Source organism: Arthrobacter sp. CJL-S3 (assembly GCF_056711635.1).
In genome coordinates this window covers 954,071-977,860 of the sequence record NZ_CM160046.1, presented here as the reverse complement: position 1 = coordinate 977,860, position 23,790 = coordinate 954,071, and the positions used below count along the sequence as shown (strand labels likewise).

General features: G+C 65.1%; 23 protein-coding genes. 14 read left to right on the top strand and 9 right to left on the bottom strand.

The annotated features are described in order from the left end of the window. Window positions 1–23: 23 nt before the first annotated feature. Window positions 24–722 carry a hypothetical protein gene (locus tag AC06G6_RS04520; RefSeq protein WP_479826771.1) on the top strand — a complete coding sequence of 233 codons (699 nt, stop codon included), beginning with the start codon at window positions 24–26 and terminating at the stop codon, window positions 720–722. Between the two features lie 47 nt (window positions 723–769). Then, the gene (locus AC06G6_RS04515) at window positions 770–1,705 is read left to right on the top strand and encodes a NaeI family type II restriction endonuclease (RefSeq protein WP_479826769.1); all 936 of its coding nucleotides are present in this window, start codon (window positions 770–772) and stop codon (window positions 1,703–1,705) included. Between the two features lie 103 nt (window positions 1,706–1,808). Here the strand turns inward: AC06G6_RS04515 and AC06G6_RS04510 are convergent, their stop codons facing one another. Continuing rightward, complete coding sequence (locus AC06G6_RS04510) at window positions 1,809–2,567, bottom strand: HNH endonuclease (protein WP_479826767.1); 759 nt, start codon at window positions 2,565–2,567, stop codon at window positions 1,809–1,811. Window positions 2,568–3,093: 526 nt separating this feature from the next. Here AC06G6_RS04510 and AC06G6_RS04505 point away from each other — a divergent pair. The 5 genes from AC06G6_RS04505 to AC06G6_RS04485 all read left to right on the top strand — a co-directional run bounded on the left by AC06G6_RS04505 (window position 3,094) and on the right by AC06G6_RS04485 (window position 9,270). Further along, window positions 3,094–4,110, top strand: a complete 1,017-nt coding sequence (locus AC06G6_RS04505; RefSeq protein ID WP_479826765.1) for a LacI family DNA-binding transcriptional regulator — start codon at window positions 3,094–3,096, stop codon at window positions 4,108–4,110. Window positions 4,111–4,230: 120 nt separating this feature from the next. Next, on the top strand, window positions 4,231–5,550 hold the full coding sequence (locus AC06G6_RS04500; RefSeq protein ID WP_479826763.1) for an ABC transporter substrate-binding protein: 1,320 nt from the start codon (window positions 4,231–4,233) through the stop codon (window positions 5,548–5,550). Between the two features lie 95 nt (window positions 5,551–5,645). Beyond that, entirely contained in the window at window positions 5,646–6,722 is a 1,077-nt protein-coding gene (locus AC06G6_RS04495) for a carbohydrate ABC transporter permease (RefSeq protein ID WP_479826761.1), read from the top strand. After that, a complete protein-coding gene (locus AC06G6_RS04490) occupies window positions 6,719–7,639 on the top strand; it encodes a carbohydrate ABC transporter permease (RefSeq protein ID WP_479826759.1) in 921 nt (306 codons plus the stop codon). Before AC06G6_RS04495 ends, AC06G6_RS04490 begins: the two co-directional genes overlap by 4 nt. Beyond that, entirely contained in the window at window positions 7,636–9,270 is a 1,635-nt protein-coding gene (locus tag AC06G6_RS04485; RefSeq protein WP_479826758.1) for an alpha-amylase family glycosyl hydrolase, read from the top strand. The genes AC06G6_RS04490 and AC06G6_RS04485 overlap by 4 nt, the downstream gene beginning before the upstream one ends. Before the next feature lie 168 nt (window positions 9,271–9,438). Here AC06G6_RS04485 and AC06G6_RS04480 read toward each other — a convergent pair whose 3' ends face one another. After that, window positions 9,439–10,341, bottom strand: a complete 903-nt coding sequence (locus tag AC06G6_RS04480) for a DUF308 domain-containing protein (protein ID WP_479826756.1) — start codon at window positions 10,339–10,341, stop codon at window positions 9,439–9,441. Window positions 10,342–10,555: 214 nt separating this feature from the next. On the opposite strand from AC06G6_RS04480, the gene AC06G6_RS04475 reads away from it, so the two are divergent. Continuing rightward, window positions 10,556–11,434: a hypothetical protein gene (locus tag AC06G6_RS04475; RefSeq protein ID WP_479826754.1), complete on the top strand. Its 879-nt coding sequence runs from the start codon at window positions 10,556–10,558 to the stop codon at window positions 11,432–11,434. Window positions 11,435–11,735: 301 nt separating this feature from the next. Here AC06G6_RS04475 and AC06G6_RS04470 read toward each other — a convergent pair whose 3' ends face one another. The 4 genes from AC06G6_RS04470 to hisC all read right to left on the bottom strand — a co-directional run bounded on the left by AC06G6_RS04470 (window position 11,736) and on the right by hisC (window position 15,249). Next, window positions 11,736–11,942: a helix-turn-helix domain-containing protein gene (locus AC06G6_RS04470; protein ID WP_479826752.1), complete on the bottom strand. Its 207-nt coding sequence runs from the start codon at window positions 11,940–11,942 to the stop codon at window positions 11,736–11,738. After that, a complete protein-coding gene (locus AC06G6_RS04465) occupies window positions 11,942–12,406 on the bottom strand; it encodes a DUF2975 domain-containing protein (RefSeq protein ID WP_479826750.1) in 465 nt (154 codons plus the stop codon). Before AC06G6_RS04465 ends, AC06G6_RS04470 begins: the two co-directional genes overlap by 1 nt. Before the next feature lie 288 nt (window positions 12,407–12,694). Continuing rightward, on the bottom strand, window positions 12,695–14,104 hold the full coding sequence (locus tag AC06G6_RS04460; protein ID WP_479826748.1) for an amino acid permease: 1,410 nt from the start codon (window positions 14,102–14,104) through the stop codon (window positions 12,695–12,697). A gap of 47 nt (window positions 14,105–14,151) precedes the next feature. Next, window positions 14,152–15,249, bottom strand: a complete 1,098-nt coding sequence (hisC, locus tag AC06G6_RS04455; RefSeq protein WP_479826746.1) for a histidinol-phosphate transaminase — start codon at window positions 15,247–15,249, stop codon at window positions 14,152–14,154. 93 nt (window positions 15,250–15,342) lie between these two features. Here hisC and AC06G6_RS04450 point away from each other — a divergent pair, with 93 nt between their 5' ends. Further along, the gene (locus tag AC06G6_RS04450) at window positions 15,343–15,846 is read left to right on the top strand and encodes an Lrp/AsnC family transcriptional regulator (RefSeq protein WP_479826744.1); all 504 of its coding nucleotides are present in this window, start codon (window positions 15,343–15,345) and stop codon (window positions 15,844–15,846) included. Window positions 15,847–15,966: 120 nt separating this feature from the next. Then, a complete protein-coding gene (locus AC06G6_RS04445) occupies window positions 15,967–17,640 on the top strand; it encodes a thiamine pyrophosphate-binding protein (RefSeq protein WP_479826742.1) in 1,674 nt (557 codons plus the stop codon). A gap of 103 nt (window positions 17,641–17,743) precedes the next feature. On the opposite strand, the gene AC06G6_RS04440 is transcribed toward AC06G6_RS04445, so the two are convergent. Further along, a complete protein-coding gene (locus tag AC06G6_RS04440; RefSeq protein ID WP_479826740.1) occupies window positions 17,744–18,031 on the bottom strand; it encodes a hypothetical protein in 288 nt (95 codons plus the stop codon). Window positions 18,032–18,369: 338 nt separating this feature from the next. On the opposite strand from AC06G6_RS04440, the gene AC06G6_RS04435 reads away from it, so the two are divergent. Together AC06G6_RS04435 and AC06G6_RS04430 are read left to right on the top strand one after the other, a co-directional pair. Beyond that, window positions 18,370–19,323, top strand: coding sequence for a lipid kinase (locus AC06G6_RS04435; RefSeq protein WP_479826738.1), 954 nt, complete (start codon window positions 18,370–18,372; stop codon window positions 19,321–19,323). 29 nt (window positions 19,324–19,352) lie between these two features. Next, window positions 19,353–20,093 carry an alpha/beta fold hydrolase gene (locus tag AC06G6_RS04430; protein WP_479826735.1) on the top strand — a complete coding sequence of 247 codons (741 nt, stop codon included), beginning with the start codon at window positions 19,353–19,355 and terminating at the stop codon, window positions 20,091–20,093. A gap of 21 nt (window positions 20,094–20,114) precedes the next feature. Here the strand turns inward: AC06G6_RS04430 and AC06G6_RS04425 are convergent, their stop codons facing one another. Continuing rightward, on the bottom strand, window positions 20,115–20,405 hold the full coding sequence (locus AC06G6_RS04425) for a hypothetical protein (RefSeq protein WP_479826733.1): 291 nt from the start codon (window positions 20,403–20,405) through the stop codon (window positions 20,115–20,117). Window positions 20,406–20,864: 459 nt separating this feature from the next. Between AC06G6_RS04425 and AC06G6_RS04420 the strand changes: the two genes are divergently transcribed. Next, on the top strand, window positions 20,865–22,409 hold the full coding sequence (locus tag AC06G6_RS04420; protein ID WP_479826731.1) for a serine hydrolase domain-containing protein: 1,545 nt from the start codon (window positions 20,865–20,867) through the stop codon (window positions 22,407–22,409). 90 nt (window positions 22,410–22,499) lie between these two features. Here AC06G6_RS04420 and AC06G6_RS04415 read toward each other — a convergent pair whose 3' ends face one another. Then, the gene (locus AC06G6_RS04415) at window positions 22,500–23,192 is read right to left on the bottom strand and encodes an LmeA family phospholipid-binding protein (RefSeq protein WP_479826729.1); all 693 of its coding nucleotides are present in this window, start codon (window positions 23,190–23,192) and stop codon (window positions 22,500–22,502) included. 226 nt (window positions 23,193–23,418) lie between these two features. Here AC06G6_RS04415 and AC06G6_RS04410 point away from each other — a divergent pair, with 226 nt between their 5' ends. After that, window positions 23,419–23,772, top strand: a complete 354-nt coding sequence (locus AC06G6_RS04410) for a hypothetical protein (RefSeq protein ID WP_479826727.1) — start codon at window positions 23,419–23,421, stop codon at window positions 23,770–23,772. Window positions 23,773–23,790: the final 18 nt, after the last annotated feature.

Here is a 23,790-nt window from a genome sequence, read left to right as displayed (position 1 = left end):
GACACGAAAGACTCGGAGATGAAGTGAGCGTACTTGCGTGGAATGACCCGCAGCTTAAGGCCGGAACAATGGTCCGGGGTGCGCTCTGGCTCTTGGCCGAAGTAGGTGAAGGCAACACGTTCACAAAGGGGAACCTACGCGACGCCTTTCCGGGAATTTCACAGATCGATCGCCGAATCAGGGACCTCCGCAAGTACGGGTGGGTCATCCGCGCCAGCACGGAGGATGCGAGCCTGTCGCCTGATGAGCAGCGATTCGTCAGCCGTGGAATCGAAGTCTGGCTTCCCAACGCTCGACAGAAGGCCGACACCGTTGCCGTCAGCGCGAAGCACCGCCGCGAGGTCATGGCAGCCGACGGCTATCAGTGCACACTCTGCGGGATCGCTGGCGGCGAAACATACGGCGACTCCATGTTGGAGTCCGCAGTTCTTTCGTTGACCCGTCGCACCGTGAATCTCCCCGATGGTTCACCGCAAGTCCAATTAGTCACAGAGTGCAACCGCTGTCGAGCTGGCGATACAACGCAGGAAATTGCGGATCTGCGCCGACTGCTGACCGACGTGGAACAGCTCGACGTGAGTGACCTGGCTCGCCTGCGCCGTTGGATTCTTCGCGGCCGTCGGGGCCCCACACCACTCGATAGGATATGGACTTCCTATCGACAGATGCCGTCGGAGACCAGACGCAACTTCCAGGCAAGCGTGGACGCAAAGATTCGGTAAATGCAATATGTCATACCCTGGAGGATTGGCAGCGCTACTATTCTGACATGACATATATTCAGGATTTCGTGGCGCCTTCAGACTCAGCCCTAGAAGAAGTGGCAAGAACCATTGTGGCCATGGACCTTGACGGCTCACGTTGGGCATCCGTTATTCGCGAAACGTACGACATGATCTACAACGGGCAACATACCGGCCGATACCGTTGGGACCAGCTCATGAAAACCGAGAAAACTCATTTTGGCACATTGTTCGAAATAAATGCTCAGCGCGAGTTTGGGTTTGACGGACACGATGATGACAAAACCGACTATCGAATCGCCGGCCATCTTGTCGATGCCAAATGGAGCCAACGAAGGGGCGGCTGGATGCTTCCGCCAGAGATCATGGACGAGCTTGCGCTGGTAGCTACAGGCGATGACGAAAAGTCTCAGTGGTCCCTGGGACTAATTCGGATTCGACCCGAATTTCGCATCGAAGGCGAAAATCGGGACAAGAAGAGCCAATTGAATAAGGTCGGGAAAAAATCCGTCAGGTGGCTGTGGTGCGATGCGCCAATGCCACAAAATGTTCTATTGCACTTGGCCCCCGGGGTCGTCGAACACGTATTCCAGCACCCCCATGGGACACAGCGAACTGACCGTCTTTTCCGCGCCACCGAAGGAATGCTCGTGCATCGCAATACGGTGGCCACGGTGAGCAGACAGCTCGATGCCCAGAAGCGGGTGCGGTACAACGGAGGATCCCGTTCATCCTTGAGGACAGAGGGCTACATCATCCTGAGCGGTAAGTATTACGCTCATCTAGCAGATCAGCTCAACGTCCCAGTGCCCGGCCCGCTCGAGTACGTGTCTGTCAGGGTCGTACCCTCGGTGACCGATCGAGGCGCGTTCATTGACGGAGGTAGATGGCGCCGCGCGCTGCCCGATGAGAAAATTCAGGCTCCCGCCCCGTACCTGGCCGACAAGGGAATTCAAGAATAAAGTCTCACCAGTGCGATGCAGTTTCGCCTGTGAAAGGGAGGGGCGAGGTTTGGGCCGCATCCATACATTCGGCGATCTCCCAAAAGATGCTCGGCGCGAACATCTATGTCGCACGATGGAGCATTCTACGCTCATGGAGGAGATCCTGGAGCTCAGCTGGGTTCAGCCAAGGATTACCTCGATGAATCATCCGGTGGCAGTTGGAACATAGCATTATTAGGTCAGCAAGCTTTGTCCGGACCTCTCCTGAAGCGTGCAGCGGCAAAACGTGATGAACTTCAATGAAGTCCTCACCACGGTTTCCGTAGGTCACCCCAAAATCGAATGAGCAAATTTCACAAGACACTGAATGGCCAGCCTTTTTGGCTCGCTCGATCTTCAGTCTACGCAATTTGGGGTTACGCTCTCGACGGCGATGGCGAGTTAGGAGTAGTTTCCCCTCCATAACCCCGTACTCCTCATCGTCGGGGTAATCTTCTGCCGATGGAACAAACGTACCGAGTAGTATCTCCGCGCGGATTTCCCTCGCCGCAGCCCTCATTATTTCTGGTTCCGCCAGAAACATGAGGAGTACCTCTTGGTCCAGCCTGTTGCCGTTGGTGCCCTTCCCTGCATAGTCAGGGTGGCTAGTGGCGATGTTCGCAGTTTTCATGGCCACCCCGTTGGGGTTACGAAAGGTCGGTGTGCGGACGTTACTGGAATGGAGCGGGTTCGCTTGCAATAACTTTGAAAGTTCGATGACCCTGAGATCGGTGCTCTCAAGGCTCTTCCAACCACTCTTCTCCACGAGTTCGCAGGCAAGGATGATCTCATCGCGGGTCCAATTGATCCGACTGGACTTCACGGTAATGGTTTCCGTCATGCAACGAGCATAGTGCGATTTGGCATGCGAACGGATAGTCGACATTGGTGCGACCTCAGGCTAGATGCGGCTTGACGTTCTTAAACAATTCATGTCCGCGATCTCTGCTAGAGAAATGATTAGGCGAAAGCAACACAGTTGATCCAACTAAATTGGTCGGAGCAAGTACCGCCCGGTAGAAACGCCGGACACGGTACATCCTCGGAGTTTGACCGCGTATTCTTCCATTTCTGCGAATCTCCGTGAACGGGACAAGCTCCGGACCGGCAACCAACCGAGATCACTGCCAGCGGCCGCCCAACACGACGAGCAGTTAATACCGCTCAAAAGGCCGAAGCACGGATAGCAACGCGGCCGGATGCCGTTGGTCGTGAGAGCACCCCCGTTTACGAAACGCAACGCGATCCGCAACCCACCCCTTACTGTTGATCCTGCATTGAACGAAACCGTTTACGTAAACCGTTTGCGTAACTCGTTACGCATCCGGGCCATGCAGCCCAGCAGACACGCTCAGGGAGGAGGAACAGTGGTCACCATCCGCGATGTCGCCAAGCACGCCGGCGTCTCCCCTGCCACCGTCTCCCGGGTTGTCAACGGCCTCGTCGGCTACTCCGACGAGACCCGGGAACGCGTCGAGACTGCGGTCAAGAGCCTCAGCTACGAAACGGACTACCTCGCCCGGGGCCTCAAGACCCGGCAGACGTCCGTGATCGGGCTCCTCGCCCCGATGGTCTCCGATGCCCTGGCCTCCCAGGTCATGCAGGGCGTGGAGGAAGAAGCCCAGGAACGCGGCTACGCCGTGATGCTCGGCCGCACCGGCGCGAAGTCTGCCTACATCGCCGGCTACCTCCGGACCCTGCGCACGTACCGGGCCGCCGGCGTTATCCTCATCTCCGCGGTGATCACGCCGGAGACGAGGCAGCTGCTTGGGCCCAACGTCCCAATCATCTCCGTCGCCATCAGTGACAAGTCCGGCTCTCCCAGCGTGGCCATCGACGACGAGCAGGCAGCCTACGACGCGACCCGTCACCTGCTGCGCCTCGGCCACCGACGCGTCGGGCTCCTGACCGGGGATCCGGCGTCGGTCCACGTCGCCCATCCCCGGAAACGCGGTTACCTCCGCCCCATGACCGAAGCGAACTGCACCCCGGTCACTGCGACCGGCAGCTTCTTCTACGAAAGCGGCGCCCCCGGCGTCGACGAACTGCTGCGGCAGGACCCCGGGCTGACCGCGGTCTTCGCGATGAGCGACGAGATGGGCGCCGCCGTGGTCAATGAACTGCAGCGTCGCGGCCTCCGGGTACCGGAGGACGTGTCCGTCCTGGGCTTCGACAACACCTCGACCTCCCTGCACGTGAACCCGCCGCTGAGCACCATGGCGCAGCCGCTCGAGGAGATGGGGCGGATGGCCGTGAAAAAGCTGCCCCGCTCCCGGGACCTGGGGCCGAAGATCATGCCGCACCGGCTGATCGAGCGCGGCTCCACCGCCCCGCCGCATCAAACGGCGCCAGCCCCGTCCGGCCCCCAGCAACCCGCCAGCTAAACCAACCAGACCACCAACACCGGCGGCAGCCGGCACTCCCCGGTGCCACAAACCAGGCAGCCGCCGCAGTTCCGCATGCACCAAACCCCCGCACCACCCCAAATGAAAAAGGAGCAACACATGAGGCAGCGCCGCCGCACCTGGCAGACTCTTCTCGCCACCACCGCAACTCTGACCGTCGCCGCCGTCGCCCTCACCGGCTGCGGCGGGACCGCCACGGAAGCGAAGAGCACCCCGAAGGCCGCCGCCGCGTCCTTCGAGGGCAAGGGCCCCATCAACTACGTCTCCAACCGCGACGCCTCCGGAGCCGCGAACAAGAGCATCGAGGAGTGGAACGCCGCACACCCGGAGGAGAAGGTCACGTTCATCGAACTGCCGGACTCCGCGGACCAGCAGCGCCAGCAGCTCATCCAGAACGCGCAGATCAAGTCCGACACCTTTAGCGTGCTGAACCTGGACGTCGTCTGGACCTCCGAGTTCGCCGCCAACAAGTGGATCCTGCCGCTGCCCGCGGACGCCGTCCCCACCGAGAAGATGATCCCCGCCACGGTCAACGCTGCGACGTACCGGGATTCCCTGGTCGGCGCCCCGTACTACACCGACGGCGCCCTGTTCTACTTCCGCTCGGACCTGCTCAAGGCCGCCGGCATCGCCGCCCCGCCGAAGACCTGGGATGAGATGAAGACCGCCTGCAAGGCGATCCTGGCGCTCCCGGAAGCCGCCGGCATGTCCTGCTACACCGGCCAGTTCGACAAGAACGAGGCCCTCACGGTCAACTTCTCCGAGGCCGTGGTCTCCGCCGGCGGCTCGATTGTCGACGCCGACGGCAAGCCCACCGTCAACACCCCCGAAGCCAAGGAAGGCCTGAACCTGCTGGTGAATGGCTTCAAGGACGGAATGTTCCCGTCCGACGCCATCACCTACCTCGAGGAGCAGGGCCGCCGCGCCTTCCAGGAAGGCAAGCTCGTCTTTATGCGCAACTGGCCCTTCCTGCACGCCTCCCTGAGCGCCACCGACGGCTCCAGCCAGGTGGCCGGCAAGTTCGACATCACCTCCATCCCCGGCACCGACGGCCCCGGCGTCTCCACCCTCGGCGGCCGCAGCCTGGCCATCTCCCCGTTCACCCCGAACAAGGCCACGGCGCTGGAGTTCGTGAAGTTCTTCACCAGCGAGGAGCAGGCGCAGAAGCGCCTCGCGCTGTCCTCCCGCGCCCCGGTCTACGCCTCCCTGTTCGAGGATCCCACCGTCGTCGCCAAGCGCCCGTTCTTCCCCACCCTGCTGACCTCGCTTAACAACGCCCAGCCGCGCCCCAAGGTGGTCCAGTACGGCGCCACCACCAAAGCGATCCAGGAAGAGGCCTACGCGGCCATCACCGGCGCCAAGGACACAGACACGGCCCTGAACGACATGCAGGCCAAGCTCACCGAGCTGACCAAGTAATCCAGCAGTAGCCCCCGCAGTCCACACCCCACGCCTGGCCGGCCGGTCCACCCCGGCCGGCCAGGCACGCTGCAACTCCAGTTAGGTACCAAAGCATGACGACGACGACCGCCCCGCCCGCCGGCGCGCAGACCGGCACGCCCCAGCCAGGCAGCCCGCGCAAACGCGGCCACCGCTCCCCCGGTGAAGGCCGCATGGCCGCGATGCTGCTCTCCCCCACCCTCCTGGTGCTGGCCCTGGTGATCGTGTACCCGCTGCTCTCCGCGGTGCACCAGTCCCTGTTCCGCGCCGAATCCGGCCTGGACGCGGACGGCTTCGTCTCCGACGTGGAATCCTTCGTGGGCCTGGCCAACTACGCCGACCTCTTCGTCGGCGAATCAGGCCGGCGCTTCCTGAACGCCTTCGCCAACACCACCTTCTTCACCGTCACCACGGTGTTCCTCGAGACCGTCCTGGGCCTCTGCCTGGCCCTGGCCATGAACCGGGCCTTCCGCGGCCGGTCCTTCCTGCGTGCCAGCATCCTGGTCCCGTGGGCCGTCCCCACCGCAGTGTCCGGCCTGCTGTGGCGCTGGATCTTCCAGTCCGACGGCATCGCCAACAACCTGCTCGGCAGCGAAATCCTCTGGACCGCCGAGGGCAACGCCTCCAGGGTGGCCGTCATCATCGCCGAGGTCTGGAAGACCGCCCCGTTCATCGGCCTGCTGGTCCTCGCCGGCATGCAGGTCATCCCCGGCGAAGTCTACGAAGCCGCCCGGATCGACGGCGCCGGCTGGTGGCGCCAGCTCGGCTCCATCACCCTCCCGCTGGTCAAGCCCACCCTGCTGGTGGCCGTGCTGTTCCGCATGCTCGATGCCCTGCGCATGTTCGACCTGCCCTTCGTGCTGATCGGTCCCGGCAAGGAATCCGTGGAGACCCTGTCCATGCTGGCCTGGGACGAATCCAATCAGCTGCGCTACGGCTCCGCCTCGGCGTTCGCCGTCATGCTGTTCCTGTACGTCGCCGTCGTCGCGATCGTCTTCGTAAAGGTGCTCGGCGCCGACGTCACCGGCGCGAAGGAACTGAAGCTGCTGTCGAAGAAGACCGCCCGGAAGAACCGCCTCGCGGCAAACCACACCCAGGCGAACGCTGACCAGGCCACCGCCGACCAGAAGAAGCCCGAGGCCACCCGATGACCATCTCCGACCTCCGCAACGCCGCGGCCGACTCCGGCGCCGGCTCCTCGAACGGCACAGCCGGCGCGCCGCCGTCGAACCGGCCCAAAGCCAAGCGCACCTGGCGCTCCTACAGCGTCTACGCCGGCCTGGCCCTGATCTTCGCCTACTGCCTGGCCCCGTTCTACTGGATGCTGGTCTCCAGCCTCCGCCGCACCGCGGACATCTTCGACAACACCCTGCTGCCGGCGCCGTTCTCGCTGGAGAACTACGCCAAGGTCTTCGACGGCTCCACGATGTTCGGCCAGGCGCTGCTGAACTCGCTGATCGTCGCAGGGACCACCACCACTTTTGCGCTGGTCCTCGGCGTGTTCGCCGCCTACGCGATCTCCCGGCTCAACTTCCGCTTCAAGTCCCTGATCCTGGGCGTCATCATCGCGACCTCGATGTTCCCCGGCATCTCCGTCGTCGTGCCGCTGCTGCGGCTCTTCACGGACATCGGCTGGATCAACACCTACCAGGCGATGATCGTGCCGAACCTGTCCTTCGCAATTCCGCTGGCCGTCTGGAACCTCACCACGTTCATGAAGGCTTTGCCGTTCGACCTCGAGGAAGCCGCCATGATCGACGGCTGCACCAAGTGGCAGGCGTTCCGCCGGGTGCTGCTGCCGCTCGCCGCGCCGGGCGTCTTCACCACCGCCATCCTGACGTTCATCCACAGCTGGAACGAGTTCATCATCGCGCTGTCGATGATCAACGACCCGAAGATTCAGACCGCCACGGTCGCGATCTCCAAGTTCACCGGCGCCACCGAATTCCAGGCGCCCTTCGGCGAGCAGATGGCCGCCGGCGTGATCGTCACCGTACCGTTGGTCATCATGGTGCTGATCTTCCAGCGCCGGATCGTCGAGGGCCTCACCGCGGGCGCCAGCAAATGAGTCCTGCTTTGGTCGAGGAGACCGCGCTGGCGCCTGCCGCGGAGTGGTGGCAGTCCGCCGTGATCTACCAGGTCTATCCGCGCTCCTTCGCCGACGGCGACGGCGACGGCGTGGGCGACCTCGCCGGGCTGACCGCCCGGCTGCCGTTCATCGCCTCGCTCGGCGTCGACGGGATCTGGATGACCCCGTTCCAGCCCTCCCCGCAGCTGGACCAGGGCTACGACGTGTCCGACTACTGCGGCGTGGACCCGCTGTTCGGCACCATGGAGCAGTTCGATGCGCTGCTGGAACTGGCCCACTCGCTCGGCCTGCGGGTGCTGCTCGACGTCGTGCCCAACCACTGCTCCTCGGAGCACCCGCTGTTCCAGCAGGCCCTCGCGGCCGGCCCGGGTTCGCCGGAGCGGGACATGTTCCACTTTGTGCCGGGGACCGCTGACGGCGATGTCCCGCCGAACAACTGGCAGAGCGTCTTCGGCGGCCGCGCCTGGAGCCGCGCCAACCCCGGGTCGCAGACCGACCGCGACTGGTATCTGCACCTGTTCTCGGCCGGGCAGCCGGACTGGAACTGGCGCAACCCCGCCGTCGGCGACTACTTCGACGGCGTGCTGCGCTTCTGGTTCGACAAGGGCGTGGACGGTCTCCGGATCGACGTCGCGCATGCCCTGTTCAAGGCCGAGGGCCTGCCGGACTCGCCCTCCACGGGCGGGGTGGTGGACGGGCTGCGGTCCAACCCGCAGGTCTCGGACCAGGAGGAAGTCCACGAGGTCTACCGCCGCTGGCGCACGCTGGCCGAGAAGTACGAGCCGCACCGCCTGCTGGTGGGCGAGGTCAACCTGGAACCGGCCCGCGCCGCCCGCTACACCCGGCCCGATGAAATGCAGCAGGCCTTCGCGTTCGCGTTCGTGAAACTCGGCTGGGATCCGGCGGCCTGGGCCGCCGCCGGGAACGAGCTCGAAGCCGCACGCCGGCTGCACGGCGCCACCCCCACGTGGGCGCTGGAGAACCACGACATCGTCCGCTCCGTCACCCGCTTCGGCGGCGGGGAGGCCGGCGCGCAGCGTGCCCGCGCCGCGGTGGTGGCCCTGCTGGGTCTGCCCGGCCCGGCGTACCTGTACCAGGGCCAGGAACTCGGCCTGCCCGAGGTCGACGTACCCCTCGATTCCCGGGTGGATCCGATGTGGGCCCGCGGCGGCGTCTGCCGCGACGGCGCCCGCGTCCCGCTGCCCTGGACCGCGGACCCGGCGCTGAACCACGGCTTCTCGCTGGCTGAACCCGCCGCCGCGGTTCCGGCCTCAGAACCCTGGCTCCCGCAGCCCGCTGGCTGGGGAACCCACGCGGTCGAACTCCAGCAGCAGGACCCGGAGTCCTCCCTGGCGCTGGTCACCAAGGCACTGGAATTGCGCCGACTGCTGTGGAAGAACGAGGTCTTCGGCCCGAACGACGGCGGCACCTGGCGGGTCGAGGCCGGGAACCTGCTGATCTGCGAACGCAGCGCCGACTTCTTCGTCGCCGTCGCCATGGGCATCGAAGCGGTGCAGCTCCCCGCCGGAACGGTGCTGCTCAGCGCCGCGCCGCTGACCGAGGACGGCCGGCTGCAGCCGAACAACGCCGCTTGGGTGCTGCGGGACTAAGCCCAGCTTTGCCTAGGGTCCTAGGTTAGCGTCCATGGGCTCCCCGGCAGTTTTCGATCGCAACTAGAGAGCGTGGCCGTGTCTCTCGGCGCGGCGCGGCAAAGCCCCCGGTGGTGTGCCGGGGGCTTTGCGCTTTCCTGTTAATACTGCTGAACGTGTCCTACGAAGTTACTTGACTGCGACGAATACCTTGTCGCCGAACATTCCCGGCCTTACGGCTAGGACTCCTTGTCCAGCAGTGGCAGTCGGGACTTCGAAGGCAATATTGCCTGTCGCAGTGGCGTTCGTGTAGAGCGTGCTCGTGGTGTCGATGGAATCCGGGGTGACGACAGACTTGTCGAACGTATTCACAGTCGTGCCTTCCACGGTGACGTACTCGATCGAAGTGAAGGCAGGCATCTGACCGTCCGCGTCATCGCCGATGTAGGTAGTGGAGTAGTTCACCATAATGTACTCCGACCCCGCAGCCGGCGGATCATTGAATTGGTTTCCAGCGACAACGGCATCCGTGGCCGCCAGGGTGACAGAATTGATCACGACGCGCCATTCGTCAGACTCGATGACCGAACCGATCGGGTGTGGGTTCTCGCGGGTTCCGACATTAGCGGCCGGCTTCTCCGCTGTCGGTGCACCTGCATCGCTTGCGGCGCTGGACGGCTGTACCACTTTGGTATCCCCACTGCCGATAGCGTCGTCGACCGACGTGGCAAGGACGGCGAAAAAGACGATGAACCCCACGATCGTTCCCACGATGGATACGATCAGGGCCGCGATGCCCATCCACTTGGCCTTGTCCTTGATGAACAGCGATACGAGAGCCAGGATAAATGCGATCGGCAGCAGAATCCAACCGACAATGAGGGCGCCGGGGATGCAGGCGAAAATGAACCCGAGCACCGCGGTGATGAGAGCGATGAGCCCGAGGACGTTTCGCGGCTTCTTCGCCTTCGTCGGCTCAGGCAAGGGTGTCTGCATTGGCGCCCCATGATCGTGCTGCGCGAGAGATGATTGTTGTTGCTGGTGGGGCGCGGTCTGCTGTGAGCCCACCCCAGGGAGCTCTGGTGTTGTCATGGCCCAACTATCGCAGATACGCGGGGTTTGTCATGTTTCACGACACGACGCAAGTTCAACTATGACGGATATGAGGTTCTCATGTGCGCTTACCCTTTAGTTTATGACGAGTTCCGTGGGTGCCCTGTTCGACAAATGCGCCTTGGAGTGGGCTGGAGCTGTCAAGTGGCAGCAGCGGCTTCCCTTTGACGAGCCTGGGGTATACGCAATTTCAATGACGTCCGATCCGTATGCTTCACATGGCGGGGCCGTCGAATTGCCCCTGAGCAGTCGGGCGTTTGAAGAGTTGCTAGACGTCTGTCCATTCCTCGAGGTTGATGGCATGTCCGCAACGCTCGATTCTTTCGGGAGCCGGTTACAACAGTTCTGGCTGCCCGACGAACCGATTCTCTATATCGGCAAGGCCGGAACCTCCCTGTCAGCTAGGACTAGAGCCTACTATTCGACCAAGATTGGCGCGACGGGGCCACATGCCGGCGGCTGGTGGCTCAAGATGCTGACTATTCTTCCCGAGCTGACCGTGCACTACGCACGGCATTCCGACCCCGGCGCAGCCGAGGATGCACTCATCAATCAATTCGCACGACAACTGTCACATGTCTCACGGTCCAACCTATTGGACAGGAACCGCGTCGGCCCATTCGCCAACGTCCGTATTCCGGGTTTAGGCAACAAGGCCCACGGGCTGGACCATTACAAAGAGCCGCGGCCGAGCAAAGGAGATCCAAATCCTGCTGCTCCAGTTCGAGCGTCTGCAATCGCGGCAATCAATCCACTCGAGCCGGGCGCGACCTCCTTTGAGTTGTCGGCGGGCAAGGTGATCATCCCATCGCAAAATCTGACCGCAAAAGACCGAAACCGTTCCTACCTTCGAATTCCGGCAAGGTCGAAATACGCGTTCCCGGCTATCCCGACCACGTTGACAATCTTCGTCAGGGGCGAAAAGCGGGCCGCATCCTGGCACCCCGGCAACGGCAGGTCGGGCCGACTGGGGCTAAGCACTGCGCTAATGGCTGAGCTGGTGGTACCTGGCATGCCAGTGCATATTGAGGCCACTGAACATGGCTACCGCATCCTCGACAAGTCGCAATGACAACCATCGACTTCGATTGGTAGCCCCATCCGGATCTGACAGCGAGTCGGGCTCAGCTTTCACTGAGCGGTCGACCGCTGCAGTTCACAATAATGACCACAGAATCAACCAACTTTCGGCCCGCGCCGTCTGAGCACTCCACGCAATCGGGCGAGACGGTCAAAGGTGGCGGACTTGCCGGCCGCCGTCGTGCGAGAGATACACCGTTGCTCTATCACTCGTAGCGGCTCTCAGCGCTGAGAACACCCATAGGTGATAGTGCAACGGGAGCGTGGACGGCCCACCGCCGCAGGGGATCCGGTCATTCCTCGACGAACTCCAGCAGGTCACCCGGCTGGCACTTGAGAACCCGGCACATTGCTTCCAGCGTGCTGAAGCGGACAGCCTTGGCGCGGCCGTTCTTCAGCACCGCCACGTTGGCCGGGGTGAGTCCCACGCGGTCGGCGAACTCCCCCACACTCATTTTTTGTTTGGCCAGTTCGACGTCGATGCGCACCACGATGGGCATCAGATGACAGCTTCCATGTCGGTGCGCAGGTCCGTGGCCTGCCGCAGTAGCGCGCGCAGCACAACGACCACAAGGCCCAGGGCGGCGCCGGCCACCAGCAGCAGGAACAGCAGCAGCGGGAGCCCGGGGTCATCCGCGCTGAGCACCACGGACGCGGACAGTACCGCCAGCATGGTCCATCCGGCGGCGATGGACCAGACGATCGCGTCCACCCACCGCAGTGCGTCAGTGCTGAAGATGCTGTCGCGCTCGACCATGGTCAGCAACTTCCAGGTGCTCACGATCACCACCTGGACGCAGGCGACCTCCAGGATCGAGAAGATGGTGAGCGGCCACTGCAGATAGGCGCGGTCCGGATTCTCCTGCGCCATGTGGGCGAACTGCCCGGGAAAGGACATGACTTGGAACAGAACCAACAGGAGGAAAGCCACAACAAGGACGATCCGAAGTGCGATGACTGCCAACCGAGTAAATTGCATGTATCGAGCTTCGGTTATTAACTATTGAAAGTCAATCGATTTGTAAGCAGCGGCGCGAAATTGTGTCCACCGTCACGAACCGCTTCTGCAGCGGCCCGGGCGCAGAAGCACGACGGGCGGGATTGGCCTTCAGGAGCAGGTCGGACCGACTCGTGCAGCGGCCGAGCTGGTCGCCATTAGGGCCAGCGGGCCAGACACAGCAAAGGGCGCGCCCGGCAAGACCGGACGCGCCCTTCAGTGCCCCGAAGCCGCGAGTCGATTCAGGCGAGTGAACTAGTCGACGAGCGCCGGCTGCTTGTCACCCTCTGCAGCGTCAACAAAAACCGGAACCTTCCTCCGCTGGTGCAGCCAGTTCGCCACCGCCAGCAGCGCCACAAGCGAGAAAGTGCTCAGCAGCTGGGGGCGTGAGTCCTCGCCGATGAAGCCCACCGTGAAGATCGCCGCGAGGATGAGCAGGCCAAAGCCCGTCAGCCACGGGAAGCCGGGCATCCGCAGGGGAAGCTCCGTCCCCTCACGGTCGGCGCGGAGCCGCAGCGCGAGCTGGGCCAGGAGCGCGGACGTCCACACCAGCAGGCAGGTCGAGCCCACAATGTTGAGCAGGACGGGAAGGACCATCTCGGGGAAAGCCAGCTCCAGCCCGACCGTGACAACGCCGAATGCGACGCTGGCCAGGACTGCGATAACCGGAACCCGTGCCTTGGACACCGAGGCGAGCAGGCGCGGCGCGTCGCCCCGCTCGGCGAGCGAGAACGCCATCCGGGAGGCGCCGTAGAGGTTGGCGTTGAGCGCGGAGAGCAGTGCCGCCACGGCCACCAGGGTGATGGCGGTGGCTGCGCCGGGCATGCCGGCGGCTTCCAGTACCGCCGCGAACGGGCTCTTCAGCCCCGCCGAACCCACGGGAACCACGGCCGCAATAATGAAGATGGAACCGATGTAGAAAACCAGGATGCGCCACAGCACCGTGCGGACCGCTTTCTTCACGCTGCGGGCCGGCTCGGCGGTCTCAGCTGCCGCCACGGACACAATCTCGGTGCCGCCGAACGCGAAGGCCACCACGAACAGTGCTGTGGCAATCCCGGCGAAACCGCTGGGTGCGAATCCGGCACCGGCGAAGTTGGACAGGCCCGGCGACTGCACTCCCGGCAGCCAGCCGAAGAGCAGGGCTGCACCCACCAGGAGGAACCCGATGATTGCTGCCACCTTGAGCAGGGCGAACCAGAACTCGAACTCGCCGAAGTTCTTCACACTGGTGAGGTTCACGGCGGTGAGCAACACGATGAACACGAAGGCCATCAGCCACACCGGCAGGGCCGGGAAGATGGTGGCCAGCAGGCCTGCCGCGCCGAGCGCTTCGGCGGCGATGACAACCACGAGCTGCAGCCACCAGAGCCAGCCCACCGTGGCACCGGCCACCGGCCCGTAGGCCTTGGCGGTATAGACGGAGAAGGCTCCGCTGTCCGGGTTGGCGGCGGCCATCTCGCCGAGGGCCCACATCACCAGGATGATGAGGGTGCCGGCCACGAGGTAAGAGATCAGCACAGCCGGACCGGCGGCCTGGATGCCGGCCCCGGAGCCGATGAAGAGCCCCGCACCGATGGCGCTGCCCAGGCCCATCATGGTGAGCTGGCGGGGTTTGAGTGTGGCGCCGAGCGGGCGGCCAGACGTCTTTGTCTGTTGTTCCATGGAGAGTCCTCTGGTTGGGGAACGGATTGATAAGGGTCAGAAAGTTCCTAGGCTGCGTGGGCTTCCAAAACCCGGAGCACGCGGTTGTTGGCGGCTGGGCCGGCAATGGTGATCCGCACCCCGTCACCCTGGTAGGCCCGGACCATGATGCCCGCGCGGTCAAACGCATCCACGAGCCTTGTCTGGAGGCTCTCATCCGCATGGATCCACAGGAAGTTGCCCTGGCTCGGCTGCAGCTTCCAGCCCTGGGCTTCGAGCTGCGCGGCCATCCGAGCGCGCTCCTGCTTGACCGCGGCCACCCGGGTTTCCATCTCCGCTCCGGCGTCCAGCGACGCGACGGCGGCCTTCTGGGCCAGCGCGCTCACGGCGAAGGGAAGGGCGGTCCGGCGCAGTCCCTCAGCGATGGCCGGCGCCGCCACGGCGTAGCCCACGCGCAGGCCGGCGAGGCCGTAGGCCTTTGAGAAGGTGCGCAGGATGCAGACGTTGGGGTACTGGCGGTAGAGGGCCAGGGAATCGGGGCCGCTGCCCGCTTCGGCGTACTCCACGTAGGCCTCGTCGATCACCACGAGAATGTCGGAACGGACAGAGCGCAGGAAGGCCTCGATGCGCTCGTGGCTGATCGGCACGCCGGTCGGATTGTTGGGGGTGCAGAGCAGGATCACCTTCGTGCGGGCGGTCACGGCCGCGGCCATGGCATCAAGATCGTGGCCTTCAAAGATGTCCAACGGAACGCGGACCGGCCGGGCGCCGGCCAGCTCCACCAAGATCGGGTACGCCTCGAAGGAGCGCCACGCGAAGATCACTTCATCCCCGGCATCGCACAGCCCGGTGATGATCTGCTGGAGGACGCCCACGCTGCCGGGTCCCACCGCGACCTCTCCGGCGGTGACGCCAAAGTGGCTGGCGATCCGTTCACGGAGTTCGACGGCGGCACTGTCGGGGTAGCGGTTCATGGTGCCGGCCGCGGCGGCCACCGCGGCGGCGGCAGCGGGCAGCGGCTCGAAGTGGCTTTCGTTGCTGGCAAGGGCGGCAACGTCCATGCCGGCGCTGCGCCGGCCCGGGACGTACGGCGGGAGGCCGGACACAGCGCCACGAAGGGCGGGGAGTGCAGTGTCCGGTGCGGTGAGGAGCTGATCACGGGTCATGAGGACTGATCATGGGTGTGACTCCGCCCACAATGCAAGGTACGCTCAACTCATTGGGACTTCTGCTCAACTTCTACTGTCTCTGGTGAAAATATGACCACCCTGCACCCCCGCACCCTGGATCCACTCGACGGCAGGATCATCCTGGCCCTGGACAAGGATCCGGAGGCCAGCGCCCTGGCACTCTCCCGGACACTCGGCGTCGCACGGAACACGGTCCATGCCCGGCTGGCACGGCTCGAGCGCAGCGGCGCCCTCCGCTCCTTCAGCAGGCGGCTGGATCCCGCCGCACTGGGCTATGACCTGATGGCCTTCCTCTCACTGTCCATCAGCCAGACCCGGACAGGTGCGGTGGAGGACGGGCTCGCCGCAATCCCGGAGGTCATCGAGGTGCATGCCACCACCGGCGACGCGGACCTCATGGCCAAGGTGGTGGCCCGCAGTACGGCGGATCTCTACCGCATCACCAACCAGATCCTGGAAATCGAGGGGATCCAACGGACCAGCACGGCCATCTCCGTGCTGGAACTCATGCCGCCCCGCTACGACGGCCTCCTGAGCCGGCTCTCCGAGCAGGAACCCCGCCCTTCCGCCTAAGTCGGGTGATACAGGCACACAAGTGGGCATATTTTCAGTTAGCACTCCCACTTCCTGCCAAGAATCCCAATCAAATCCGCCTCTCTTGCCTATATGTGAACCAGCCCACATGATTCCTGCATGACTACTCTCACCGTCTCCGGCCGCGTGGCGCAGATTCTCAGCAGCTATCTCAGCGATGTCTTCGGCGTCATGGGCAACGGAAACGTCTACTTCCTGGACGCCGCGGAAAAGCTGGGTCTCCGCTTCTCCGCCGTCCGCCATGAAGGCGCCGCCATCGCCGCGGCCGACGCCTACTACCGGACGTCGGGACGTCTCGCCGCGGGCACCACCACCTACGGCCCCGGCTACACCAATGCACTCACCGCCCTCGCCGAGGCGGTCCAGGCGCAGATCCCCGTGGTGCTGGTCACCGGGGACGCCCCCACCACCGGCGCCCGGCCCTGGGACGTGGACCAGGCGGCCATCGCGGCAGGCCTCGGCGCGGCCACGTTCACCGTCACCCGCGACGCCGCGGGTTCCATCACCCGGCAGGCGGTGGAGTACGCACTCACCAAGCGCACCGCCGTCGTGATTGCCATCCCCTACGACCTCGCGGCCCTCGAGGCTGCGGACGAGGAACTTCCGGCGGCACCGGCACGAATGGTGACGGACGACGTCGACGGCGGCCTTGGGCAGGTGGCCCGCCTGCTCGCCGGGGCGAAGCGGCCGCTGATCCTCGCCGGGCGCGGCGCGCACCTCGCCGGAGCCGGCCCGGAGCTGCGGGAGCTCGCCGAGCGCCTCGGCGCCGTGACCGCCGGAACCGCCCTGGCGCTCAACCTCCTCGAAGGCGAGGGATACCTCGGCGTGGCGGGCGGCTTCGGCACGGACACCGCAGCCGGGCTCATGGGTGAGGCCGATGTGGTCCTCGTGGCCGGGGCAAGCCTGAGCGCCTTCACCATGCGGTTCGGGCACCTGCTCGGCCCCGACAGCACCGTCATCCAGATCGACACCGCCCTGCAGCCGACGCACCCGCGGGTGGATACGTTCGTCAGCGCGGACGCGAAGTCAGCGGCCGGACACCTCCTGCGGATGCTGGAGGGCTCGGCCTCGCCGGACGCCGGCCGCGGCGGAGCGTGGCGCGCGGAAGCCCGCAAGCGGCTGGCCGACGGAGCGGCCCACCACCCGGGCTCGGAGGAGACCGCGGACGGCCGGCTGGACCCGCGTTCCCTGGCCGCCGCGTTGGACATCGTGCTGCCGGAGCGGCGCACCGTGGTCCAGGACGGCGGGCACTTCCTCGGCTGGGCACCGATGTACTGGAACATCCCGCGGCCCCAGGACCTGGTCATGGTGGGGACCGCCTACCAGACCATCGGGCTGGGGCTCGCCAGCGCCGTCGGGGCAGCCCGCGCCCTGGAGGACGGCCGCACCCTGGTGCTGGCCTCCGGCGACGGCGGTTTCCTGATGGGCCTGTCCGACCTCGAATCGCTGATCGGCGCGGCAACCAGCGCCGTCGTGGTGATCTACAACGATGCCGCCTACGGCGCCGAAATCCACCAGTACGGCTCCCAGGGCCTGACCGAAAAGCCCATGCTGATCCCCGAGGTGGACTTCAGCGGCGTCGCCCGCGCGCTGGGTGCCGAGTCCGCGATCATCCGCTCCTTGTCCGACCTTTCCGCGTTGCAGGACTGGATAGATGCCGGCGCCAAGGGAACCTTCGTGGCCGACTGCCGGATCACCGCCAGCGTCCGGGCCCCGTGGCTGAGCGAGTGGATGGAGGCCTCGCAGGCCGCGAAGGCGGCGGTGGCGGGATAGCTGCCCAGCTGGCACGAAAAAGGAGGCCGACGACGACACCCAGTGTCGCCGTCGGCCTCCTTTTATGTCCGGCGGTGGTGCTATCCCCGCAGGCCGCTGGACGCTAGGCCGCCGCTGGAAGCGTTACGTAGCTGCCCTCGATGGCGCCGGCGGCAACAACGGGTGTGCCGTCCACTGTGACATAGCTGCCACGGGTGACGGGGGGCAGGTTCCGGGCCCCAGCGACGGTGACATAGCTGCCCTCGACGCCGGCGCGGATGCTGCCGGCGGGGAGAGTCACGTAGCTGCCGCCGCGCACTGAAGTGTCAGCGACAGTGCTAGCGGTAGCGGCCTTGAGCGTGGTTTCGGTGCTGGATGAGGACGTTTCGGGGCGTGCGGTCAGCAAAGTCATGGGTTCTCCGTGGGGTTTCGGGCTGAGGGGCATACGGGTTTCTTGTGCCGCTCAAGCAGGAGGGCGGTTGCGCGTTGTGTCGCTTGCCCCGCTGGCCCGGGAATGTTCACCGGTGCGGTACTCAAGGGCTACGGTGGCCTGGATCTGACTTTACAGGCTTATTGTGAGTTACTCAGAATAAGGTGGGAAGGCTCACGTTTACCCAATGCGGCTGACCTGAACGAGGTAGGGGAAAGATCAGCGCAAAAGAGGTTCGCGAGTAGCGCCTTAACGGGACCTCCAAGAACCGTGCCGGCGGGCTAGGAGAATTCACAGGTCCACGCCCTAACATGGCCCAAATGAAGGCTGCCCGGGACGCCCACCCTGCCGCCGTTGTGATCAACGTCGGATCACGCCGAGGGGCGGCACACGAACTTGCGGTGGACACCCTGCGAAAGGCAGGCGTGCCGATCTCCTCCGTGCACCCCGTGCTGTCCGGGGCGGACCTGGCCGGGACTCTTGATCGGGTGCTTGCGGACGGGCACGACCTGGTGGTTGTGGGCGGCGGCGACGGGACGGTGTCCTATGCTGCCGGTCGGGTTGCCGGCACCAACGTTGTGCTCGGTGTTCTTCCGCTGGGCACGGCCAACGACTTCGCCCGCACGCTGGAGATACCGAACAATCTGGCCGAGGCGTGCGCCACCGTCGCCGAAGGCAAGGTGGTGGACATCGACCTCGGCCGGGCAAACGGTGAGCCGTTCCTCAACGTCGCATCCGTGGGACTCTCGGTGGCGGTTACCGAAGCGCTCAGCCCCCGCTTGAAGCGGTACATCGGGCCATTGGCCTACAGCATCGCCACGCTTCGGGCTTATGCCCGACACAAGCCTTTTCGGGCCCGCCTCGAGTTCCCGGAGGGCGACCACGAGCCGCTGGAGCTCGAGGATGTGCTTCAGGTGGCGGTCGGCAACGGCCGACATTACGGCGGCGGCAACACGGTCTCCCCCACCGCAGGGATCGATGACCACATCCTTGACATCTACGCCATTCTGGCCGGCCCGCTCCGGGAGCATGTGAGTATCGCACGGTTGCTCAAGGACGGAAGCTTCATCGAACACGACCGGGTGTACCACCTGACCACCGGACGTGTCCGGCTGGTCACCGACCAGCCGCTGCCGGTGAACCTCGACGGCGAGATCGCGACCACCACGCCCACCGACTTCACCGTCCAGCGCAACGCCGTCCACGTCGTGGTGCCCCAGAGCAGCACCAGCGCATTGTTCGACGGACCGGGCGCCGCGACCTGGCCGTCCTGAGGGCGTTGGGAACGTGAAAGCATAAGCCGGTGCACACGAACCAGTACGGACCAGAGAGCGCACCTCCTGTCTTGCTCCTACACGGTGGTGGCGTCGCCGGTTGGATGTGGCAATCCCTGCGTCGCAGCCTGGAATCTCGGCACCGTGTGATCGTGCCCGACCTTCCCGGGCACGGAGAGAGCTCCAGCGAGGAGTACATCTCGCATTCCGCGACCGTAAATGCCCTGGCCGACCTGGTGTTGCAACGGGTTGGTTCGCCAGTAGCAGTGATCGGCTTCTCGCTCGGGGCCCAGCTATCCATCGGCCTGGCGGCTCAACATACGCCCCTGGTGAGCCGAGTTATGGTCGTCAGTGCCCAAGCGAAGCCGATGGCGCACGGTGGCCTCACCCTGGGCATTCTCGGTTTGAGCGCACCACTTGCACGGAGAAGCTGGTTTGCCCGCCTGCAGGCCCGGCAGCTGTTCATACCCCCAGAGCTGATGGAGCAGTACATCGATACCAGTGCAGGCATAACGAAGGCGACCTTGACGGCCGCCGTCGGGGAGAACCTGCGGTTCGCATTGCCTGAGAATTGGTCCCGCTTCCCTGGGCAGGCCCTCGTGATGGTGGGTCAGCGTGAACGGAGGCTGATGCGTGACTCTGCCGCTGCGATCCATGCCGCGCTTCCCGGAAGCGACTTGGAGGTTGTGGACGGGTGTGGCCACGGAATCCCCCTTCAACGCCCGGAATGGTTCAACGCCAGGGTCTCGGCTTGGCTCTCTCAGGAGTAACGAGAAGGACCGGCCGGACCGTCAGCGGCTGCCCGGAAGTCTGAAGAAGCCTGCCGGGTCGACGGCGCCCAGGAGGTCGTCATGGAAGGCGATGGCGTCCACGGGCCGGGTGTCGACAAACAGAACCGCCACCATCCGGGAGTGGACCACGGTGTACCGGGTCGGTCCGTCCAGCCAGGAGTGGATCCCGGTGTACTCCTCGACGAACAATCCGTCGCCGAGCAGGCCCTGCTCCTCGAGCAGGTGATAGACAACATTCCAGGCGAGATCCATCAGTTCATGGATCGCCGCCTCTACTGTTGGAGCCGTCATGAATCCATGGTCCTCCTGGGCACCGACAGCTTTGCGGAGACAGCGCGGCGTGTCTCCGAGAACACGTCTGCACCGCTAGCTCCGGGTCGAAACCTACGGCTCGGCGTCCTGGTGCAACGGGTTAGTTCCATGACCAAGGTGCGCCCGACCGGCGGTCGACGACCTTAGCAGCCGGCGTAGGCAGGTCGCGCGTGAAGGCTTCCCGTGGGTCGACTCCTGCCGCCTCCAGGATGGCGCGGGCCAGAGCCCGGGCATCATCCCTCCCGTAGCTGACCGAGGCCGTCACGCCGTCGGCCTGGTTGATCTGGATGCTCGGCTGATCGGCAAAACCACCGGTCGGAATCGGACGCCTTCGTGCGCCATTGTTTTCCCCTGGGACCGGCCCTACCGTGAAGAGACGGCAGCCGAAATGCAGGTGCGGGCATGCGGATTTCATCAAGGTCAGCGCAATGTCTCCTGGTGTGCCTCCTGGCCGCAGGCATCCTCGGCGGCGCCACACCGCCGGCACCTGCTCCATCCGCTGCGCCGGCCACTGGGCCGGCGAATCCCGAGCAGGCCTACGCGGAGTTGGACTCCTTCCTTCAGGAGCAGATCGCGGCCCTCGGAATTCCGGGCGCCGCTGTCGCCGTCGTGAAGGACGGGGTCAGGGTGCACGCCGCAGCCTTTGGCCGCGCCGATGACTCCGGACGGCCGCTGACCGCGCAGACGCCCGTGCTGCTGGCCTCCACCAGCAAGACCCTGACCGCCATCGCCGTAATGCAGCAGGTTGAGGCCGGCCGGCTGCGGCTGGATGAGCCGGTGCAGACCTACCTGCCCTGGTTCACGCTGGACGACAGCCGCTCCTCAGCCATCACCGTCCGCCACCTGCTCCATCAGGCCAGCGGTATGGCCTCGAAGGACACAGCCTTCGAAGCCTCCGACGCGCAGGGCCCGGAAGCCCTCGAAGACGGCGTGCGGTCCCTGGCAGAATCCCCGCTGGCCGGCGAACCGGGCGCGGCCTTCCGGTATGCCAGCGCCAACTTCAACATCCTGGGCCTTCTGGTGCAGACGGTCTCCGGCCAGCCGTTCGGCGACTACCTGAAGCAGCGCGTCTTCGGACCCCTGGAGATGGTCCACAGCCATCCGACCCGGGCTGATGCCCGCGCCGACAACGCGGCGGCCGGCTACTCGCGGTGGTTCGGCGCCCGGTGGCGCCAGACCGACGTCCCCGCCCCCATCACCGGGATGCCGTCCTCCACGCTGTACTCCTCGGCCGAGGATTTGAGCCGCGAACTGACGGCCTTGCTCGACGGCGGCCGGTACGGCGACGCACGGATCCTCCAGCCCGATAGCATCGAGGCGATGTTCGAACCACGGGTGCACGTGAGCGAATCCCAGCGCTACGCCATGGGCTGGTTCACCCGGCCGCTGGTGGAGTCCACCGATCCCGCAGCACCGCCCGTCCCGGAGGAGACGTTGCCTCTGCTCCTGGAGCATCAGGGCGAATGGGGCAACAGCCACACCTATCTGGCCATGGTTCCGTCCGCCCGTCTGGGCGTTGCCCTGGTCATCAACGGCAATGACACGGCCGCCCCGTCGCGGCTGAAGGCGATCGACACCAACCTCCTGCGGATCCTCCACGGTCACGCGCCGGTGCCGGCGGTGGTGCACGAGGACTGGCTGCAGCGCTACAGCTGGGCGGTCGCGCTCGGACTTCTGCTGGCAGAGCTGCTGAGCCTCTGGCTGATGCTCCGGTTCCTGGTTCCGAGGAACCATGCCCCTGCCCGGAAGCCGTGGGTTCCCCTGGCGTGGGCCGCGGCGGCCCTCGCCCTCGACGTCTTTGCGCTGTGGCTGTGCCTCAGCTACGCCCCCGCCCGGTTCGACACCCACCTCTTCGTCATCATCCGTCAGTTCCCCGACGTCGGAGTGTTCCTGGTGCCGGTCCTTGCACTGGCTATCCTGTGGCCGGTCCCGCGGACAGTGTGGCTGCTGCTGACAATGCGGGGCCGGCAGTCAGCACTCTGAGGGGACCAAAATCCCCGGGCCGCGGCACAGGCACCGGTGTCACCTGACCTGAGTGCCGCCGTCGTACTTCTTTTCTGGCTACTCACGAAGTTAGGGGACGAGTTTGATGTCCTCGCCCTGGAGGTTGGCTCGGAAGCCGTCGTCCTGAACGGCGACGTCCTGAAGCACGAGGCCCTCGGGCAAGCCCTCGATGCTGTGCTCAATGGTCACGAGCCCGCGCACGACCGTGGCGATGGCGTCGGAGAGGAAGTCCGGCCCGCCTAAGTCGATCGAGCGTGGTTCGACAATGAGCCTGCCGGCCTCAACCTCGACCGTGCCGGTGGCGGTAACCGGCAATTCGCGGCCCAGGACATTGACGGTGCGAACCACCATGACCTGGCCGCCGGCGGCGGGGCGGACGACCGTCCCGTCGCCAAGCTTGTTGGCGACCACCTCGAACGGCACGGTCGCATCAACGGCGAGCTGTGCAGCGACCAGCCCGTCCGGGCCCGCGACCACGTCCTGCCCGACGGTCCGGACGTCGCGGAGGATCGAGCCCGCGGCCACCACTGTCCCGGCGTCCAGCGCAACGTCGGCGAGCCACACTTCGTCGTCGCGGAGGTCGGCGGGAGGCTGTGCGGCCGGCGGGCGATCGGCGCCCACCGGCGGCGACGGCACTGGCCCCGCTTCGCCCCCGCCTGCCGGGTCGCTCGCAGCCCACCAGAGGATCACTGCCATCATCGCCAGGAGGAGGACCATCCCCGCAGCACCGATCAGCCAGTCCTTCACGCGCGTCCACTTCATCAGGACAGTCTGAAGGGTCGCCGCCGGGGTGCAAAGGCCCCTGGGCAGGTCAGGTCCCAAGACCCGCGAGACTCCGGCTCGAATTTGCTCCTGCCATTCGCACACTTTGCACCTCGGCTGCGCCGGTCCCGCGGACGGTGTGGCTGCTCGCGACAATCGCCGCACCTTCACGGGCCCCTTAGCTAGACTGCTGGGGTACATGTCCCTCGACTATTAGGAGAAGTTCATGAGCTACAGCGGAAGCCCGTCCGAGAAGCCGGTAGCAGCCGGCGATCTGGACCGCAGCCATATCGGTCAGACCGTCAGCTTTCAAGCGAACGACTTCACAGTTGTCTTCGGAACAATCTCCGGCGTTGCCCGGACCGACGCCATGGTGTACCTGACGCTTCAGGGGGTGGGCGGCGGCACCCATCTGAAGGACGAGTACGACCTGCCCGTCGGCCAGAACGTCTATCTCCAAATGGATCCCCTGAGCACCGCCAGCAAAACCCTCTCGGAGGCGGAACGGGTCATCAAGGAGAAGTTCGACGAGATCAAGAAGAACCTCCGGGACCGGGAACAGAAACCCGGTTCCGAGTAACCTGGATCCAGTCAGCGA

Coding starts and splice junctions, on each gene's coding strand:
- AC06G6_RS04515 (WP_479826769.1), top strand. CDS start 770: ATGACATATATTCAGGATTTCGTGGCGCCTTCAGACTCAGCCCTAGAA.
- AC06G6_RS04510 (WP_479826767.1), bottom strand. CDS start 2,567: ATGACGGAAACCATTACCGTGAAGTCCAGTCGGATCAATTGGACCCGC.
- AC06G6_RS04500 (WP_479826763.1), top strand. CDS start 4,231: ATGAGGCAGCGCCGCCGCACCTGGCAGACTCTTCTCGCCACCACCGCA.
- AC06G6_RS04495 (WP_479826761.1), top strand. CDS start 5,646: ATGACGACGACGACCGCCCCGCCCGCCGGCGCGCAGACCGGCACGCCC.
- AC06G6_RS04490 (WP_479826759.1), top strand. CDS start 6,719: ATGACCATCTCCGACCTCCGCAACGCCGCGGCCGACTCCGGCGCCGGC.
- AC06G6_RS04485 (WP_479826758.1), top strand. CDS start 7,636: ATGAGTCCTGCTTTGGTCGAGGAGACCGCGCTGGCGCCTGCCGCGGAG.
- AC06G6_RS04480 (WP_479826756.1), bottom strand. CDS start 10,341: ATGACAACACCAGAGCTCCCTGGGGTGGGCTCACAGCAGACCGCGCCC.
- AC06G6_RS04475 (WP_479826754.1), top strand. CDS start 10,556: ATGACGTCCGATCCGTATGCTTCACATGGCGGGGCCGTCGAATTGCCC.
- AC06G6_RS04470 (WP_479826752.1), bottom strand. CDS start 11,942: ATGCCCATCGTGGTGCGCATCGACGTCGAACTGGCCAAACAAAAAATG.
- AC06G6_RS04460 (WP_479826748.1), bottom strand. CDS start 14,104: ATGGAACAACAGACAAAGACGTCTGGCCGCCCGCTCGGCGCCACACTC.
- hisC (WP_479826746.1), bottom strand. CDS start 15,249: ATGACCCGTGATCAGCTCCTCACCGCACCGGACACTGCACTCCCCGCC.
- AC06G6_RS04450 (WP_479826744.1), top strand. CDS start 15,343: ATGACCACCCTGCACCCCCGCACCCTGGATCCACTCGACGGCAGGATC.
- AC06G6_RS04445 (WP_479826742.1), top strand. CDS start 15,967: ATGACTACTCTCACCGTCTCCGGCCGCGTGGCGCAGATTCTCAGCAGC.
- AC06G6_RS04440 (WP_479826740.1), bottom strand. CDS start 18,031: ATGACTTTGCTGACCGCACGCCCCGAAACGTCCTCATCCAGCACCGAA.
- AC06G6_RS04435 (WP_479826738.1), top strand. CDS start 18,370: ATGAAGGCTGCCCGGGACGCCCACCCTGCCGCCGTTGTGATCAACGTC.
- AC06G6_RS04425 (WP_479826733.1), bottom strand. CDS start 20,405: ATGACGGCTCCAACAGTAGAGGCGGCGATCCATGAACTGATGGATCTC.
- AC06G6_RS04415 (WP_479826729.1), bottom strand. CDS start 23,192: ATGAAGTGGACGCGCGTGAAGGACTGGCTGATCGGTGCTGCGGGGATG.
- AC06G6_RS04410 (WP_479826727.1), top strand. CDS start 23,419: ATGAGCTACAGCGGAAGCCCGTCCGAGAAGCCGGTAGCAGCCGGCGAT.